This window comes from Nocardia takedensis NBRC 100417 (assembly GCF_000308695.1).
GTDB lineage: Bacteria > Actinomycetota > Actinomycetes > Mycobacteriales > Mycobacteriaceae > Nocardia > Nocardia takedensis.
Map to the genome: position 1 here is coordinate 1 of NZ_BAGG01000238.1, position 17,212 is coordinate 17,212.

At 70.2% G+C, this 17,212-nt stretch carries 14 protein-coding genes; 5 read left to right on the forward strand and 9 right to left on the reverse strand.

Annotation, left to right across the window (positions count from 1 at the left end):
- The 9 genes from ON30_RS29180 to ON30_RS29220 all read right to left on the reverse strand — a co-directional run.
- Positions 1-3,285: beta-ketoacyl synthase N-terminal-like domain-containing protein (locus ON30_RS29180; RefSeq protein WP_281004762.1), on the reverse strand; the 3,285-nt coding region annotated here is incomplete at its 3' end.
- A 29-nt stretch (positions 3,286-3,314) separates the two neighbouring features.
- A complete protein-coding gene (locus tag ON30_RS29185; protein ID WP_040712535.1) occupies positions 3,315-3,920 on the reverse strand; it encodes an SGNH/GDSL hydrolase family protein in 606 nt (201 codons plus the stop codon).
- On the reverse strand, positions 3,917-5,170 hold the full coding sequence (locus tag ON30_RS29190; protein ID WP_040712537.1) for an NAD(P)/FAD-dependent oxidoreductase: 1,254 nt from the start codon (positions 5,168-5,170) through the stop codon (positions 3,917-3,919). The genes ON30_RS29185 and ON30_RS29190 overlap by 4 nt, the downstream gene beginning before the upstream one ends.
- A 130-nt stretch (positions 5,171-5,300) precedes the next feature.
- Entirely contained in the window at positions 5,301-6,971 is a 1,671-nt protein-coding gene (locus ON30_RS29195) for an AMP-dependent synthetase/ligase (RefSeq protein WP_040712539.1), read from the reverse strand.
- An 81-nt stretch (positions 6,972-7,052) separates the two neighbouring features.
- The gene (locus ON30_RS29200) at positions 7,053-7,985 is read right to left on the reverse strand and encodes a LysR family transcriptional regulator (protein WP_040712542.1); all 933 of its coding nucleotides are present in this window, start codon (positions 7,983-7,985) and stop codon (positions 7,053-7,055) included.
- Between the two features lie 164 nt (positions 7,986-8,149).
- Positions 8,150-9,409 carry a cytochrome P450 gene (locus ON30_RS29205; RefSeq protein ID WP_040712544.1) on the reverse strand — a complete coding sequence of 420 codons (1,260 nt, stop codon included), beginning with the start codon at positions 9,407-9,409 and terminating at the stop codon, positions 8,150-8,152.
- A 31-nt stretch (positions 9,410-9,440) separates the two neighbouring features.
- The gene (locus tag ON30_RS29210) at positions 9,441-10,751 is read right to left on the reverse strand and encodes an NAD(P)/FAD-dependent oxidoreductase (protein WP_040712547.1); all 1,311 of its coding nucleotides are present in this window, start codon (positions 10,749-10,751) and stop codon (positions 9,441-9,443) included.
- Positions 10,748-11,623, reverse strand: a complete 876-nt coding sequence (locus ON30_RS29215; RefSeq protein ID WP_245554275.1) for a cytochrome P450 — start codon at positions 11,621-11,623, stop codon at positions 10,748-10,750. The genes ON30_RS29210 and ON30_RS29215 overlap by 4 nt, the downstream gene beginning before the upstream one ends.
- A gap of 349 nt (positions 11,624-11,972) precedes the next feature.
- The gene (locus ON30_RS29220) at positions 11,973-13,172 is read right to left on the reverse strand and encodes a cytochrome P450 (RefSeq protein WP_245554276.1); all 1,200 of its coding nucleotides are present in this window, start codon (positions 13,170-13,172) and stop codon (positions 11,973-11,975) included.
- A gap of 292 nt (positions 13,173-13,464) precedes the next feature.
- On the opposite strand from ON30_RS29220, the gene ON30_RS29225 reads away from it, so the two are divergent.
- From ON30_RS29225 to ON30_RS29245, 5 genes are all read left to right on the forward strand, one after another.
- Complete coding sequence (locus ON30_RS29225) at positions 13,465-15,141, forward strand: AMP-binding protein (RefSeq protein ID WP_040712551.1); 1,677 nt, start codon at positions 13,465-13,467, stop codon at positions 15,139-15,141.
- 24 nt (positions 15,142-15,165) lie between these two features.
- On the forward strand, positions 15,166-15,954 hold the full coding sequence (locus ON30_RS29230; protein WP_040712553.1) for a ferritin-like domain-containing protein: 789 nt from the start codon (positions 15,166-15,168) through the stop codon (positions 15,952-15,954).
- Between the two features lies 1 nt (position 15,955).
- Complete coding sequence (locus ON30_RS29235; protein ID WP_040712555.1) at positions 15,956-16,495, forward strand: PaaI family thioesterase; 540 nt, start codon at positions 15,956-15,958, stop codon at positions 16,493-16,495.
- Positions 16,492-16,758 carry an acyl carrier protein gene (locus ON30_RS29240; protein ID WP_040712557.1) on the forward strand — a complete coding sequence of 89 codons (267 nt, stop codon included), beginning with the start codon at positions 16,492-16,494 and terminating at the stop codon, positions 16,756-16,758. The genes ON30_RS29235 and ON30_RS29240 overlap by 4 nt, the downstream gene beginning before the upstream one ends.
- Positions 16,755-17,212: SAM-dependent methyltransferase (locus tag ON30_RS29245; protein ID WP_245554277.1), on the forward strand; the 458-nt coding region annotated here is incomplete at its 3' end. The genes ON30_RS29240 and ON30_RS29245, both read left to right, overlap by 4 nt.

Genomic DNA, 17,212 nt, shown 5'->3' on the forward strand with positions numbered 1-17,212 from the left:
GGCCTCGATGGCGCGCACGGTGTACTCGTCGAGCGCGCCGCCGCTGAGCGCATCGGCCAGACCGCGCGCCAGATCGAGCTGGCCGTCGAGGTACTGGCGGTGCGTGCGGGTGTGCTCGACCAGCGCGGAGTCGATGGCGTCGGATTCGGCCTGCGCGGTCGAGAATCGCTGCGAAGCGGCAGATTCCGAGGCGTAGCTACCCGAGGCGTATGTGTCGGAGACGTATGTGTCGGAGGCGTAGCTGTCCGAGGCGTAGGACTCGGCGGCGTGGGCGTCGGCGGCATAGGTGTCGGCGGCGTAGGTGTCGGCGGGCAGTGCGGCGCGCGGCGGCGCGGAGTGCGCCGCCCCGTTGGACGTGGCAGCCACGAGGGGCCTTTCCGGGGCTCGGTGTTCGTGGGCGGGCGTGGACGTCGGGGTCGCGGCGACGGCGACCGGTTCGGGTGCGGACGCCGGTGCGGCGACGCTGACGCGGTACCCGTCGGACAGGGCGGCGGAGTAGGCGGCGCTGCGGGCGGCCGGAACGTATTCCGGCGCCGACAGGCGGACCGTCATCCCCTTGGACGCGGTGGCGAGGGCGGGCTGCGGCGCGCCGTGGCGGTTGATCTCGCGCAGTTCGACGCCGAGCACCGCCAGGCGCACGGCGGCGCGGGTCAGCGTGAGGCTGCCGTCGCCGACGGGGCCGGAGTCGGTGGCGATCGCGATGACGTCGTCGCCGAGGGTGCGGCGCACCAGCGAGGTCAGCACCTGTTTGGGGCCGAATTCCACGAACACGGTGATGCCCGCGTCGCGCATGGCGGTCACCGCCGCCGCGAATTCGACCGGCTTGCTGAGCTGTTCGGTGAGTACGGCGCGGTTGTGCTGTTCGTCCGCGCCGTAGGCGACGCCGGGGGTGTTGGCGTAGACGGGCGCGTCGGGTTCGCCGATGCGCACGCCGGCGACGGCCTCGCCGAAGGCGCTGACCGCGTGGCGCACGTACGGGGTGTGGAACGCGCCGGAGACCGGCAGTCGCCGGGTGACGATGGCGCGTTCGGCGCAGCGCCGACCCACTTCGGCGATACCGTCCTCGCCGCCGCCGACCACGATCTGGTCGGGGGCGTTGTGGTTGCAGATCCACACGTCGGGGACCTCGGCGAGGATCTCCTCGACGGTCTCGCGGGTGGCGCCGAGCGCCATCATGGTGCCCGCGTCGACGCCTTCGGCCGGCGTCATCGCCGCGCCGCGGGCGCGGGCCAGGCGATGGAAGTCCTCGGCGCCGAGCGCCCCCGAGGCCCACAGGGCGGTCAGTTCGCCGAAGCTGTGGCCGAGGTAGCCCTCGGCGCGCAGGCCGAATTCGGTCAGCGCCCGGAACTGGCCCGCCGACAGCGCGCCGATGGCGGGCTGGGCGAATTCGGTGCGGCGCAGGGTGGTCTCCTGCTCCGCGCGGCTCTGCTCGTCGAACGCGGGCGCCGGGAACAGCACCGAGGACAGCCTGCGCGGGGCGTCGGCGAAGGCGGCGTTGGCGGCGTCGAAGGCCGCGCCCACGGACGGATTGTCCAGTGCGGCGGCGGCGCCCATGTCCACGTACTGACTGCCCTGACCCGCGAACAGCGCGCCGATCCGCCGGTTCGGCAGCGCGGCGGCGCGGAAGTACACGCCCTCGGGGTGATCCCAGGCGGTGGCCCCCGGGTCGCGGATCAGTTCGTCGACGGCCAGTTCGCGCAGGTGGTCGGCGCTCTCGTCGTCCACCGAGACGAATCCGAGGCGGGCGTGTCCCTCGGGGATCTCGCCGCCGTCGACGGCGGGGACGCTGCGCACGGCGTCGATGAGTCCGGACACGTCCGGCGCGTGCCACAGGTGCGCGCGCGGGGTGCGGTGCAGCACCTGGTGCGCGGCGCGGTCCTGCTCGGCTTCCTCGAGCACGAGGTGGAAGTTGGTGCCGCCGAAGCCCATCGCGGAGGCCGCGGCCCGGCGCACCGGCCGGTTCGGGTCCAGGATCCACGGGCGGGTGCGGGTGTTGACGTAGTAGGGCGCGTCCTCGACGGCGATCGCGGCGTTGGGCGCGGCGACGTTGATCGTGCCCGGCAAGACCTTCTGGTGCAGGGCCAGCGCGAGTTTCATGACACTGGCGGTGCCCGCCGCGCCCTTGGTGTGCCCGATCTGGGATTTGACGCTGCCCAAGGCGGCGAAGCGCGGCTCTGGCGAGGCTTCCGACAGCACGCCCGCCAGGGCGGTCAGTTCGGTCTTGTCGCCGACGGCGGTGCCGGTGGCGTGCGCCTCGAACAGTTCGACGTCGCCGGGCGAGCAGTCGGCGTCGGCGTAGGCGCGTTGCAGCGCCAGACGCTGACCTTCGGCGCGCGGGGCGTAGATGCTCTTGGCGCGACCGTCGCTCGAGGAGCCGAGGCCGCGGATGACCGCGTAGATCCGGTTGCCGTCGCGGCGGGCGTCCTCGAGGCGGCGCAGCGCGAGCATGGTGATGCCCTCGCCGAGCAGCGTGCCGTTGGCGGCGTCGGAGAACGGGCTGATCTGCCCGGTCGGCGAGAGCGCGCCGACCTTGCTGAAGCACATGTAGATGAAGATGGTGTTCTCGGTGTCCACACCGCCGGTCAGCACCATGTCGGCGCGGCCGTCCTGCAATTCGGCGATGGCGGTGCGGATGGCGGCCAGCGAGGCCGCGCACGCCGCGTCGACGGTGCAGTTGATGCCGCCGAGGCCGAGTCGGTTGGCGACCCGGCCCGCGACGACGTTGGCGAGCAGACCCGGGAAGGAGTTCTCCTCCCAGGGCGCGTAGGCGGCCACGAACTTGGCCGAGATCGCCTTCGCGTCCTCGTCGGACAGCCCCACCGAACGGGCGGCCTCCTCGAGCACCGGCGTGGACAGCCGCGCCGCCAGCGGGTGCATCAGGGGAACCGGGCCGGTGGTGCCGAGCACCACGCCGGTCCGGCTCGGGTCGTACCACGACGAATCCACCGCGCCCGCGTCGGCGAGCAGATCGCGCGCCACGCCCAGGCTCAGGGTCTGCATGGTGCTGGTGACCTCGAGCTGATTCGGCGGCAGACCGAATTCCAGCGGGTCGAAGTCGATGTCGGGCAGGAACGCGCCACGCCGGGAGTAGGTCTTGTCGGCGGCCGCCGGATCCGGGTCGTAATAGTCGTCCAGGCTCCATCGCGACGCGGGCACCTCTTCGGTGCAGTCCACGCCGTCGACGATGTTCTGCCAGTACTCGCGATGATTGCGGGCCTTGGGCAGCAGGCCCGACATCCCGACGATGGCGATCGGGTTGCGTGCCAGTCGTCTGTCGTCCGTCACAGGAAGTTCCTCTCGAGTGGCGAAATGGGTCAGGCGGCGACCGTGGTCGCGGTGACCGACGCGATCAGGTCCGCCGCGCCCGCGGCGAATAGTCGGTGACCGAGCGGGCTGGGGTGCAGGCCGTCCTCGGTCCAGACCTCGGCGCGTTCCCATTCGGGAACGGCCGCGATGTCGAGCAGTTCGGTCCCGGTGTCGGCGGTGACACGGGCCAGGATCGTGTTGGCGAAGTCGAACCGTTCCCGCAGCAGGTCGCGGAAGCCGTCGGGCACCGGGAGCCGGGCGGGGATGTCCGGGTAGCTGGCGGTGAACACCGTCGCGCCGGAATCGGTGAGGGTGCCGAAGATGGTGTCGAGGTTGGCGGCGAACCGATCCGGGTCGAATTCGCTGACCAGGTCGTTGACGCCGACCACGACGCCGTAGACGTGCGCGCGCGTCGCCGTGGCGGCGGGCAACTGGTCGCGCACCACCGCCGTGGTGGTCGCGCCGTGCACGCCGTAGTTGCGCACCGCGGCCGAGCGCAGGCCGAGTTGGCCGCCCAACCGCGCCACCCAGCCGCGGTATCCGCCGCTCGAGGCCGGGTCCCCCCGGCCCTCGACGAAGCTGTCGCCGAGGGCGGTCAAACCGGCGGAACTCACGCGGACACCGCTTCGGAGTTGACGACGTGGCGGTCGGCCACGGGGAAGTTCACCTCTTCGTAGAGGTCGGCCAACTGCTGCTCGCCGAAGAACTTGTCCGGCGGGTACAGGCCCGCGATCAGACCGAAGAACTTCTTGATGTAGTGCTCGCTCTGGCTGGTGGCCCGGAACACCGAGTCGTAGTAGGGGGTCAGGGTCAGCTCGGAGATGCTGCGGGTGAGCTCGTAGGTGCTGGCGCTCTGGGCGTCGCGCTCGCGCTCGTACTCGGCCAGCGCCTCGGCCATCGGGCGGTTGCCCGACAGGCCCTCGTGGGCGAGGTCGGCCAGCAGCTGACCGTACTTGAAGGCGTCGGTGATGCCCCAGCCGGTGAAGGGGTCCTTGTGGTAGCCGGCGTCGCCGACCAGGGCCCAGCCGGGACCGAAGGAACGCCGACGGTAGTTGTCCGGGTACAGCATCGGGCGGAAGGGCTCGACCCGCCGGGCGGTGTCGCGGAAGCGCGCGCCGAGTTCGGGATCGATCGCGTCGATGATCTCCTGCATGCCGGCGTCGGGGTCGGCGCGGAAGTCGCGGAAGCGGTCGCGGGGGCGGATGATCGCGACCAGGGACTGGTCGTCGTTGGTCGGCCAGGCAGCGAACTGCTGCTCGTTGAAACCGGTGCGGTGCTGCATGCCCCAGTCGACGCCGGTGTAGTAGCTGTAGAAGACGAAGCCCGCGGCGCGGGAGGTGTCGTACTCCTGCGCGCCGACCTGCTTGGCGACGATCGAGTTCGCGCCGTCGGCGCCGACGACGAGCTTGGCGCGGAATTCGCGATCGGGGCCCTCGCCCGCCTTGCCGCGGATGCCGACCACGGTGTCGCCGTCGAAGATCAGTTCGCTGACCGCGAAGCCCTCGATCACCTCGACGCCCGCGTCACCGGCGGCCTCGACCAGGATCTTGTCCAGCACGGTGCGGCGCGGGCAGTACACCGCGTCGATGCCGTCGGCCGACGGGTCGGCCATGCCGCGGATCTCGATGTCGGTGTAGGTGAAGTTGAGCTGCCGGATGGGCGGGACTCCGGTGGCCACGACCTTGTCCAGCAGTCCCCACGAGTTCAGCAGGCTCAGACCGGCCTGGTGGATGTAGTGGGTGGAGATGGTGTCGCTCGGGAAGGTGGTCCGATCGACCGCGAGCACCCGGTAGCCGCGACGGGCCAGCAGCATGGCCAGCGGGGCGCCCGCGACGCGTGTTCCGACAACAATGACGTCGTACATGTGTGGCATCACTTTCGTTGTTCGAATGACATTTCGAGTCTGTCGCCGCCGACCGGACCGAACCAGTGCGGCCGGCCGTAATTCATCGGCCGATCGGTCTCGACAATCGAGCCGAGAATTTATCCGCGGTTCACCCGCGGGCTACGTAGAGCTGATCGATGTCGTCGGAATAGGCGGTGGCGATGGCGGCTCTGCGGAGTTTGCGGGAGCCGGTGATCAATCCGTTGTCGACGGTGAAATCACCCTCGACGATCCGAAATGCCCGAATCGATTCGGCGCGCGAAACCAGCGAATTCGCCTCGTCCACGGCGGTCTGGATCGCTTCGGCCGGATCGGCGTCGGGGTTGTTCGCCCGCCAGCGCTCGACCTGCGGCGGGTCCAGCGTCACCAACGCGGTGACGAAGGGCCTGGCGTCGCCGATGACGATGCAGTTGCTCACCAACGGATGCAGGCGAACCCGGTCCTCGAGCGGCGTCGGCGCGACGTTCTTGCCGCCGGAGGTGACCAGGATCTCCTTCTTGCGGCCGGTGATGATCAGGAACCCGTCCGCGTCGAGTTCGCCGAGATCGCCGGTGTGCAGCCACCCTTCGGCGTCGACCACCTTCACCTCGGCCGCCGCGCCCCAGTAGCCCGGGCTCACGTGCGGGCCGCGCACCAGCACCTCGCCGTCGTCGGCGATGCCGACCGAAGTACCCGGGATCGGCCTGCCGGTGGTGGCCAGGCGGTTGGTCTCGGGCGCGTTGACCGTGACCGCGGTGGCCGCCTCGGTGAGGCCGTAGCAGTTCAGGATCACCACGCCGAACCCGGCGTAGAAGCCCGCGGTGGAATCGTCGAGCGAGGCGCCGCCGCAGATCACGTGCGCCAACCGGCCGCCGAGCGCGGCGCTGACCGGGTTGTCGGTCAACTCCGGCGCGGTGCCCGAGCCCAGCAGTTCCAGCCCCTTCGCGACCGCCGCGACTTCGGTGTCGGCGTCGATCACCGTGCGGCAGAACTTGCGGATCTTCTCCAGGCCGTAGGGAATCATCGCCAGAAAGGTCGGGCGCAACCGCGGCAGTGCGGGCACCAGATCCGGGATCCCCGGCAGCAGGTGGGTCCGCGCCGCGCCCACCAGGCAGGCGAACAGGATCGTCTGTCCGAAGACGTGGGCCAACGGCAACGCCAGCACCGTGACGCCGTCGAAGGTCGACCCGGTCTGGCGCACGGTGTTGGCCGAGGACACGTACATGTTGCGGTGGGTGATCATGCAGCCCTTGGCAACTCCGGTGGTGCCGCTGGTGTACACGATCATGGCCAGGTCGTCGGCGCGGACCGCGGCGACGCGGTCGGCCAACTCGGGTGCTTCCGGCGTGCTCGTCCAGGTGGCGATCTCGCCGAAGGTCCACACCCCGCTCGCGCCCGCCGACACCAGTCGCTCGACGTCGTCGTCGAGTTCACCGGCGAAATGGGCGCTGCCGCTGTCGGTGAGGATGTGCTTGATCTGCACCGACGACGATGTCGGGTAGATCGGCACCAGGACCGCGCCGACGGCCAGGATCGCGCAGTCGAGCAGGGCCCACTCCAGTGTGGTCCGCCCGAGCACCGCGACCCGGTCGCCCGCCGCGACCCCGCGCGCCAGCAGCGCCGAGGCCAGCGCCCGCACGGACGCGTCGACCTCGGCGCAGGTGAGCGGCGTGCCCTCCGCGGCGCAGAGGGAATTCCGTTCCGGATACCGCGCTGCCGCAGCGGATATCACCGAGTACAAACCGGCGTCGTCCGGTAGATCTGATCCGTTTTCGGTGATCGAGACAGTTATCACGGTCATGATTGTTTCCAACGACCGTCGGCGATGTCCCGCGCTATATGTCCTTGCGGCCCGTGCGAATGGGGATTCCTATCGAGGTGGTCACGCGCTTGCGACCCGAGCAATATTGAGCCGTGGGGGTTCGACGGATTCTATGCATTCCAGGAACAGGGATACCGCGGGATTGGTTTCCGCGGCGGTCCACACCGCGTAGAGGTCCAGGGTGGGGACCGGATCGAACAACTTCACCGCCACCGTGCTGCTGTCGGGGGCGCCCATGCCCATCGACACCGCGCGCGGCAGCGAGGCGAAGCCGACCAGCGGCCGCACCGAGACCATGTGCGCCGTCGCACCGGGATCGTCGGCCGTCTGGACCACTTGCAGCGAGATCCGTTTGTCGGCCGCCGCCTGGAAAATGGTGTCGTACATCGCCGGACACTGTTCCCTGGCGAACAGCACGCATTCCTGGGCGTCGAGTTCGGCGAAGGGCACCCCGGGCCGGTCGGCCCAGCGATGCCTGCGGCCGACCACGGCGACCAGCGGAACGCGGTGCAGCAGACGGCGATACCGGTATTCGGTGGTACCGGGATGACCGTAGACCAGTGCCACGTCCAGTGATCCGTCGGCCAGTGCCGCCAACTGCGGCCCGGTGCGCTTCTCCCACAACGACACCACGATGTCGGGGTGTCTTCTGGTCATGCGCTCGAGTGCGTCCGGCAGCACATGTCTGCTGGCCGGGAGGTTGTACCCGATGTTCAGCGCCCCGGCCCGGCCCGCCGCCGTGGCCTTGGCCAATTTCGCGGCACGTTCCATCTGGGCCACGATCAGTCGAGCCTGGCTTTCGAACTCGTATCCCGCCGGTGTGAGCTTCACCTCGTGCGAGTTGCGCGAGACGAGTTGTACCCCGAGCGATTTCTCCAACTTCTGCAACTGTGTGCTGAGGCTGGGCTGCGTCAGATGCAAGCGCTGCGCTGCGCGGCCGAAGTGCAGCTCTTCGGCGATCGCTATGAACGAGACCAGATGTCGGAACTCCATGCCGACTCCTTCCGGGTACCCGACACGCTAGCTTCGCCAAGTAACCGAGCATGAACCGAGCCCGCACAGCACCTGCCCACTCCGTTGCCGATGGGTTAACCCGGCTCGACGGGATGGCGCACTGTGGTACGGGCTCGGTCCAGCTACCTGGAAGGCGACTGTGGTCAGGCCTTGAACGTGGTCGGCAGAGCGTCCAGGCCGCGGATGACGACGTTGGGTTTGAACGTGGGCGCTTCGTCGCGCAATTCGACGGTGCCCACCTTGCGCAGCACCGTGTCCAGCAGGATTTCCATCTCCAGCAACGCCAGCGGCGCGCCGAGGCAGTAGTGGATGCCGAGGCTGAAGCCCAGGTGCTTGTTCGGCGAGTTCTTGCGGTCGGCGTAGCGCGCGACGTCGAGGTTGTCGGAGTCGGTGAACGCCGCGTCGTCGTGGTTGGCCGAGTTGATCAGGATCACCACGCCCTCGCCCTGTTCGAAATCGTGCCCGGCCACCGTGATCGGCCGCGTCGCCGCCCTGGTGGTGATCTGCACGGAGGGGTCCAGGCGCAGCAGTTCGTCGGGCGCGTACTCGGTCAGGCCCGGCCGGTCGCGCAGCGCCTGGATCTGGTCCGGGTTGCGCATCAGGCGCAGCATCCCGGTGCCGATCAGATTCGCCGTGGTCTCGTGGCCCGCGACGAAGGTGGTGATGCAGGTGGCCAGCAGTTCCTGCTCGGTGAGCACGTCACCGCGATCCTCGACCTGCGACAGCGCGCTGAGCAGATCGTCTTTCGGGTCCACGCGGCGCTCGTCCAACAGTTCGCGGAAGTAGCCCATGAACCCGCGCGAGGCCGCGCTGCGGGCCTTCAGTGCCTCGGGCGGCAGGGTGTAGTCGTGGTCGAAACCGCGCGCCAGGTCCTGCGACCACTGGTGCACCGTGCCGTAGGCCTCCTCCGGCACGCCGATCAGTTCGCAAGCGATGATCAGCGGCAGCGGGTAGGCGATCATCTCGACCAGGTCGAAATCGCCCGCCTCGAGCGCGTTGTCGACCAGTTGTTCGGTGAGCTGTTCGATGCGCGGGCGCAACCGGGTCACCATGCGGGGGGTGAACCCCTTGGTGACCAGATTGCGCAGGCGGGTGTGGTCCGGCGGCTCCATCCACAGGAACGAGGTGGGCAATTCCTCGGGCGCGTCCTGCGGGGAGACGGTGGGATGCATCATCCCTGCCTCCTCGGCGTGGCTCCACGCCGTGGTGGACAGCACCGCGGCGCAGTCCTCGTACCGGGTCAGCACCCGGTGCCCCAGCGGGGTCCGGTGCACCGGTCCCGCCTCGCGCAGCACGCGCGCGGGGGTGTACGGGTCGGCCCGGCCGTCGGGGCCGAACACTTTGGCGATGGCGTCCTCGATCGCGGCGCTGGAATCCGCGACGACCGTCGTATCGGGTGTCATACCGGCTGTTCCTCCTGTTCGATCGTGCTGTTCATCGGTGGTTGCGCCTGCCGGGCAGCAGGATTCGGCTCGCCGCCGCGGGCCGCAGCAGCGCGGCGGGCGGGTCGACGAGGTTGGCCACGCGCAGGAAGGCTCGCGCGATGGCGGGGTCGGTGTGCGCGGCGCGGTGGGCCGCGCCGACGTAGGCGTTGGTCATCCGGATCCGCGCGGTGCGGGCGCCGACGACGCCGGGGTAGCGCAGGTCCGACCCGGTCGACATCGACCAGGCGACGTCGAGCACCCGGGCGGCGCGGGTGTAGAACCGGGCGGGCAGGCCGTCCAGGCCGCCGTCGAGGCATTCGCGCAGCACCTGCGCCTGCTGCGCGGCGACCGTCATGCCCTGGGCGTAGAGCGGATTGAAGCCGCACACCGCGTCGCCCAAGGCCAGGAAGCCCGCGGGCGCGGCGGCCGCGCCCCGCTCGAACCGTCTGCGCGTCGCGTACCGGAACCGGTGCGGGACGGGCTCGCTCAGCGGTTCGGCGGTGGTGATGATGCGGTGGATGTCGGGGGCGGCGATGGTCGCGGCGAACGCGGTGAACTCCGCCGGATCGGTCGGCGGGTGATCGCCCAGCATGCCCGCCAGCGTGACGTGCCACCGGTCGCCCTCGACCCGGATCGCGCCGCCGCCGCGCCCGTTCGGGCCGGTGGACACGATCACCGAGGACTGGCCGTCCAGGTGGTCGGGGGTGCGCCGGTAGAACCGCGAGGAGTAGCCGAGGTCGACCTCCACCCGGTCTTCGGCGGGCGCGGTCGCGCCGAGCGCGCGCAGCCAGTCCGGGGTCCGCGAGGCGCGTCCGGTGGCGTCGATGACCAGATCGGCCTCGAGGGTCCGCTCGACGTCTTCGTGCGCGAGGATCACACCGCCGACCCGGTCCGCCGAACCGATCAGTCCGCGCGCCGTATGTTGTTCGAGCAGTGCGATATTCGACGCGGCGAGGGTGCGCTCGCGCAGCAGCGACTCGAGCAGCGGGCGGGTCGCCATCAGCGAGGTGAGCCCGGTTTCGGTGGGCCGCACCCGCAGCCCGCTCAGGTACCAGCGGGTGCCGATCAGGGCCTCGGCGGTGGCCGCGCCCGCCGCGGCGGCCTGCGCGGTGAAACCGGGGTGCAGGTCCTCGAGGATGGTGCGACCACGGTCGAGCAGCCCGTGCAGGTGCCGGGCCTGCGGTACCCCGCGCCGCATGACCGCGCCGTCGAGGGCGTCCCGCTCGACCAGCGTCACCCGGGTGAAGTGCTCGGAAAGCACACGGGCGCTGAGCATTCCGGCGAAACCCGCGCCGAGGACGACGGCGTGCCCCGCGCTCATCGCACGACCGTCACCGGAAGGGCGGCGATCCCGCGATGGATCAGACTCGGCCGGTAGTCGACCTGCTCTCGGACCAGGCGCAGGTCCGAGGTGCGTTCGAGCAGTGCCCGCAGCGCGGCCACCGCCTCGATGCGGGCCAACGGCGCGCCGACGCAGAAGTGCACGCCCAGGCTGAAACCCAGATGACGGCGCGCGGGCCGGTTGCCCTCGTAGCGGGTGAGGACGAAGTCGTCGGCGTCCTCGAAGACCCGGTCGTCACGACTGGCCGAGGCGGTCAGCACGACCACGCCGTCGCCGCGGCGGAACTCGACGCCGCCGAGCACCGTGTCCCGCAACGCGACCCGGATGGTGAACTGGGTGGGCGCGTCGTAGCGCAGCATCTCCTCGATCGCGGGTCCGAGCAGTTCCGACCGGGCGCGCAGCAGCGCCACCTGCTCCGGGTGCCGCAGCAGGGCCAGCAGTCCGCTCGCGATCAGGTTGATCGAGGTCTCCATGCCCGCCACCAGGGTCAGCAGCGAGATGCCGACGACCTCGGGTTCGGTGAGTCCGCCCTCCTCGCGTGAGGCGGCGATCAACTCCCCCAGCAGGTCGTTGCCCGGCGCGTCCTTCTTGCGGCCGAGCAGGCGCGCGAAGTAGCCCATGCACTCCATGCCCGCGGCGGTGCGCGCCGCCACGTCGGCCTCGGTGAGCAGCGAATCGGGGTCGCTGCCGCGCGCGATCGCCAACTGCCAGTTCCGGAAATGCTCGGCGTCGGCGGGGTCGGCGCCGAGCAGGCGCACCGGGACCATCGCCACCGCCAGCGGCACCGCCAGATCCTCGAGCACGTCGAATTCGCCGCGGGCCAGCGCGTGATCGAGCAGATCGTCGACCACTCGGCCCGCCGGGGGGCCAGCTCGCTCATCACCGACGGCGAGAACGCCTTGGCCACGTAGCGGCGGTAGCGGGCGTGCTCGGGCGGGTCCATCCGCACGAACGAACCGGGGATCGCCGCGGTGGTGTCGCGGAACGGGCTGATGCCCGCGCCGTAGCCGTGGCCCCAGTCCGCGCCGGTCAGCACCTGCGCGCACTCCTCGTACCGGGTGATCAGGGTGACCGGCACGTCACCGAAGGCGTACGGGAACAGCGCCGACGCGTCGCGCACCCGGCGGTAGGCCGGGTACGGGTCGGCGCGGTGACGCGGTTCGAAGGCGTCGAAACTCACGCCGGTCGGGACTGCGGTGCTCATCGGGGCTCCATTCGGACGCGGAGTTCGGACATGCCGCGCACGACCACGTTCGGGCGGTACGGCGGTGTTTCGAGCAGGGTCATCGACTCGACCCGCGCGGCCAGGGCGCGCAGCACGACCGACATCTCCAACCGCGCCAACGGCGCGCCGAGGCAGTAGTGCAGGCCCAGCCCGAAGGACAGGTGACGTTCCGGGCGCGCGCCGCCCGCGTAGCGGGCGACGTCGAACCGGTCGGCGTCGGGGAATGCGCGCGGATCGCGGTTGGCCGAGGCCAGCAGCACGATCACCGCCTCGCCCTCGGCGAAGGTCCGGTCGCCGACGGTGATCTCGGCGTGCGCGGTGCGGGTGGTCAGGTGTACGGGGGCGTCGTAGCGCAGCACCTCGTCGACGGCCGGTTCGCACAGCGCGGGGTCGGCGCGCAATCGGTGGAACTGCTCGGGATCGCGGATCAGCGCGAGTACCCCGTTGCCGATCAGGTTCACGGTGGTCTCGTGTCCGGCGACCACCAGGATGAGCAGGGTGCCGAGCAGTTCGGTGCGCGTCATCCGCGCGCCCGCCTCCTCGGCCTGCACCAGGCCGGTGATCAGGTCCGCGCGCGGGACCCGGCGGCGCTGGTCCACCAGATCGCCGAAGAATTCCAGGAAGTCGTGCACGGCGGTGGTGCGCGCGGCCAGTTCCTCGGGCGCGAGCAACAGATCCGGGTCGAGGCCGCGCGCGATGCCCGCCGACATGGCGCGCACGTGGTCGTGGGCCTCGCGCGGCACGCCGAGCAGATCGCAGACCATGCGCAGCGGCAGCGGGTAGGCCAGCGCGTCGAGCAGTTCCACCTCGCCCTGGTCGAGCACCCGGTCCAACAGGTCGGCCACCAGCGTCTCGGCGCTCGCGCGCAGTCCGGCGACGGTGCGGGCGGTGAACGCCTTGCCGACCAGACCGCGCAGGCGGGTGTGCTCGGGCGGTTCCATCCAGAGGAACGAACCCGGCAGTTCCACCTCGCTGTCGGCGTGCAGCAGTTCGGGCTCCTCGGCGTGGCTCCAGCGCGGGTCGCCCATGATCGCCTGGGCCTGCGCGTGCCGGGTCACCAGGTGCGTATCGTGCGGCCCCGGTACGAATGCTCCGGCCTCGCGCAATATCCGATAGCTGTCGTACGGGTTGTGCCGCATATGCGGCGCCACGCTCTCCAGGACGGCGATTTGCACGGGAGTCGGCTCCGTACTCGCGGAATGGTCGGAAATCACCGGCAACTCCCTCGGAAACACAACGGTCGGAAAACGCGCACCGGGGCTGTACGGGAATGCTTGTGGCGCAGCGATTTCGAGACCAATCGTGCCAGCAACCGGCCGCGACGCAGTGATCATTCACCTTTTCGATCGCGCCATAGCAGAATTACTCGATCGCTCGGAACAATGGTGTGATCGCGGATTCGGATCGCACCGTTCAATTCACGATGTGTTTGCGATCCGGACACAATTCGCTGTTGTCGTGGAAATCATGAATTCTGCGGATTCGGCGGAAACACTGCACGGCCTGCTCGCCCGGGTCGCCGCGCAGCACCCCTTGGTGCACGCGCGGTTCTGGTCGGTGGGCGAATCCCTGAGCTATCGCGAACTCGACCGGGCGGCCCGATCCATGGCCGCCGAACTGGTGCGACGCGGCATCCGCCGCGGCGAGCCGATCGGCATCCTGTGCCCCAACGCCCCGGAATTCCTCATCGCCCTGTTCGCGGTCGTGGCCGCGGGCGGCGCCGCCACCCCGCTGCCGCTGCCCGCGGGCGCGGGTCAGGCCGCCGCCTACCCGGCGAAACTGGCCGCGATCACCGAAGCGGCCGCCATGAACACCATTCTGGTCTCCCCCCGCTTCGCCGACCTCACCACCGCGCTGAACGACACCGTCGACGTGGAGATGCTCGACACCGGGACCTTCACCGCCGATCCCGACCCCGACGCGCCGCCGCTGCCCGACCTCGACGGCGCCGACGCCGCGATCGTGCAGTTCACCTCCGGCAGCACCGCCGCGCCCAAGGGCGTGCTGCTCACTCACGCCAACGTCACCGCGGGCCTGGCCGCCATCCGCACCGGCATCGACCTCGGACTCCAGGACCAGGGCGGTTTCTGGCTGCCGCTGTTCCACGACATGGGCCTGTTCGGCACGCTGTCGGCGGTGCTGCGCGGCATCCCCGCGCACGTGTGGTCGCCGATGGCCTTCGTCAAGGACCCCGAACGCTGGCTCGGCGAATTCGCGGCCAGCGGCGCCACCATCACCGCCATGCCCAACTTCGGCTACGAAGCGCTGCTGGCCGCGATCCCCGCCGAGGAGGTCACCCGCTTCGACCTGCGGCGCTGGCGGATCGCGTTCAACGGGGCCGAACCCATCTCGCACGCCGTGGTGACCGCGTTCCGCGAGCGGTTCGCGCCCGCGGGCTTCGCCCCGACCACCATGTTCGGCGTGTACGGGATGGCCGAGGCCACCCTGGCGGTGACCTTCCCGCCGCTGGACCGCGAACCGGTCTTCGAATGGGTCGACCGCGCGAAACTCTCCGACGACGAACGCGCCGTCCCTGTCGACCCCGCCGCGCCCGCCGCCCGCGCGGTCGCGAGCGTCGGCCGCCCTGTGGCGGGCATCGAGGTCCGGGTGGTCACCGACTCCGGCGAAACACTGCCCGACGCCGCCGTCGGCGAGATCCTGATCCGCGGCGCGTCGGTCACCGGCGGCTACCTCAGCGCCGACCCCGAACGCGCCGCCGCGGCCTTCACCGCCGACGGGTGGCTGCGCACCGGGGACCTGGGGTACCTGCGCGCGGGCGAATTGTTCGTCACCGGACGCAGCAAGGACATGATCACCGTGCGCGGCAACAACTTCTACGCCCAGGACGTCGAAGCCGCGGTGCGCGACCTCGACGGCGTCTACAAGGGCCGCTGCACCGCCGCGGCCGATCCCGGCGGCGCGGACCTCATCGCGCTGATCGCCGAATCCGAGCACACCGGTGCGGACGCCGACCGCCTCGCACGCGCCATCCGCGACCGGATCGCCGCCGAACTCGGACTGGCCGCGGTGGACGTGCACGTCGTCGCGCCGCGCAGCATCCCGCGCACCAGCAGCGGCAAACTCCAGCGCCTGGCCGCCCGCGACCTGCTCGCCGGTCGCACCCCGCTCGTCACCCCGCGATAACGCACTCACCGATTGGGAGCCACGATGCACAGTTACGACGTGTTCCGCCACTACGAGCGGTTGCACTGGCGTCTCGCCGACCTGGATCTGGACGCGGTCGACCGCGCGCTGGTCCGCCCCGAGTACGTGACCCTGGCCAAGAGCGCCACGATGGGCGAGTCCAACGTGATCGCCGCCGTGCACGGATTCATGAACGAATTCGTCGACGACTACGACTTCTCCACCTTCGCGGTGGTGTGGGGATATCAGGAAGTCCAGCACCACTACGCCTTCCGCGCCTGGCTGGGCGCGGTCGGCGAATCGGTCGACGAGCGCGCGGTCGACTCGATGCGCGAACCCTACGCCCCCGGCACCACGCCCTCGGCGACGCTGGCCACCAACATCATCTCCGAGCTCACCGTCAACCACATCTACCGCGCGGTGTCGAGTTGGGTGGAGGAACCGGTGCTCAAGAAGCTGCTGCTCGACGCCAGTCGCGACGAGGCCGGGCACGCCCGCGAATTCATCCACTACGCCACCGAGCGACTGCGCAGAAAGCCCGAGGAGCTGCCCTCGGTGCTCGAGACGCTCTACGTCTACAGCTCCGAGGCCAAGATCAAGCACCCGGTGAGCACCTTCAAGGCGGGCATCACCGAACTCGGCGACCACGAGACCATCGACACCGGCTTCGACCTGTTCCTGGAGAAGGTCGCCGCCGACGGCGAGATCGACGTGCTGCACGACAAGGTGCGCCGGACCTTCGCCAACATGACCGGTCTCGACCTGTCCAGCAACGCCAGGGTGCGGCGCGCGCTGGCCGACACCCTGGTCTGAGATGGACCCCGACACCATCGCGGTGCCGTGGTCGGTGATCGACGACTACCGCTGCTTCGGCTGCTCACCGCACAATCCCGGCGGACTGCGACTGAGCTTCACCCCGCACCCGGACGGCATCCAGGCCAGGTTCCGCCTGAGCCGGGCCTTCGAGTCCTACCCCGGCGTCGTGCACGGCGGCCTGACCGGCGTGATCTGCGACGAGGTGATGGGCAATCTGATCGTTCTGCGCCGCAAGCGGGCCGCGTTCACCGTCTCCCAGCGCACCCGGTTCGTCACCCCGCTACTGATCGAGCACGACTACGTCTGCGTCGCGACGCTGTCCGAGGGCGGCTCGGACACCCTGATCGCGGCCTCGGCCGAGATCCTCGACGCCGAGGGCGCGCTGTGCGCGAACTCCTCGGCCACCTACCAGCCCTTCGACCTGCGCGCGGTCCGCGACCGGCTCACCCTCGACGACGACGAGGTGGAACGGCTCTCGCGCGCCCTGCTCGACCCCGCAACGCCCGCAACCCCTTCAGCGAACGGAGCACCGTCATGACCGCGACCACCACCCCCGACGAGATCCTGCGCACCATCACCGCCATCGCCGTCGCCGAGACCGGCCTGAGCGAGACCGACCTGCGCCCCGACGTCGACCTGCGCGGCCTGGCGGGCGTCGACTCGGTGCGCGTGCTGCGCATGGTCGCCAAGATCGAGCGCGCCTACGACATCGAACTCGAGGACGAGCAGGTCTTCGGCATGTCCACCCTCGATGACGTCGTCACCGTCGTCGACGGCGCCCTGCGTCGGGACGCGGCGTGACCGTCACCGACAACGGCGTGGCCGAGCGGGAGCCCGCGGTCGCCGACACCAATCAGCACTACGATCTCGACCCCGAGATCTTCGGCCAGTTCCTCGATCCGCTGCGCAAGTACTCCTCGGCGCTCTACACCGGCCCGGAGGACACCCTCGAGCAGGCCCAGCGGCACAAGCTGCGCTTCGTCGCCGACCGGCTCGGCCTGACCGGCGGCGAGCGACTGCTCGACATCGGCTGCGGCTGGGGGTCGCTGATCCTGTTCATGGCGAGCGAATTCCGGTGCGAAACCTTGGGTGTCAGTCCGGCGCCGCGCCAGCACGACTACATCGCCGAGCAGGCCCGCGCGCGCGGCGTCGCCGATCTGGTGCGCACCCGGGTCGGGCACTTCGAGCAGATGGAGTTGCCCGAGCGCGGTTTCGACGCCGTCACCATGCTCGGGTCGATCATCCACATGCCCGA

Bases quoted from the DNA above. Each gene is read 5' to 3' on its own strand.
- ON30_RS29190 (WP_040712537.1), bottom strand. From the start codon at position 5,170: ATGTACGACGTCATTGTTGTCGGAACACGCGTCGCGGGCGCCCCGCTG.
- ON30_RS29195 (WP_040712539.1), bottom strand. From the start codon at position 6,971: ATGACCGTGATAACTGTCTCGATCACCGAAAACGGATCAGATCTACCG.
- ON30_RS29200 (WP_040712542.1), bottom strand. From the start codon at position 7,985: ATGGAGTTCCGACATCTGGTCTCGTTCATAGCGATCGCCGAAGAGCTG.
- ON30_RS29205 (WP_040712544.1), bottom strand. From the start codon at position 9,409: ATGACACCCGATACGACGGTCGTCGCGGATTCCAGCGCCGCGATCGAG.
- ON30_RS29210 (WP_040712547.1), bottom strand. From the start codon at position 10,751: ATGAGCGCGGGGCACGCCGTCGTCCTCGGCGCGGGTTTCGCCGGAATG.
- ON30_RS29225 (WP_040712551.1), top strand. From the start codon at position 13,465: ATGAATTCTGCGGATTCGGCGGAAACACTGCACGGCCTGCTCGCCCGG.
- ON30_RS29230 (WP_040712553.1), top strand. From the start codon at position 15,166: ATGCACAGTTACGACGTGTTCCGCCACTACGAGCGGTTGCACTGGCGT.
- ON30_RS29235 (WP_040712555.1), top strand. From the start codon at position 15,956: ATGGACCCCGACACCATCGCGGTGCCGTGGTCGGTGATCGACGACTAC.
- ON30_RS29240 (WP_040712557.1), top strand. From the start codon at position 16,492: ATGACCGCGACCACCACCCCCGACGAGATCCTGCGCACCATCACCGCC.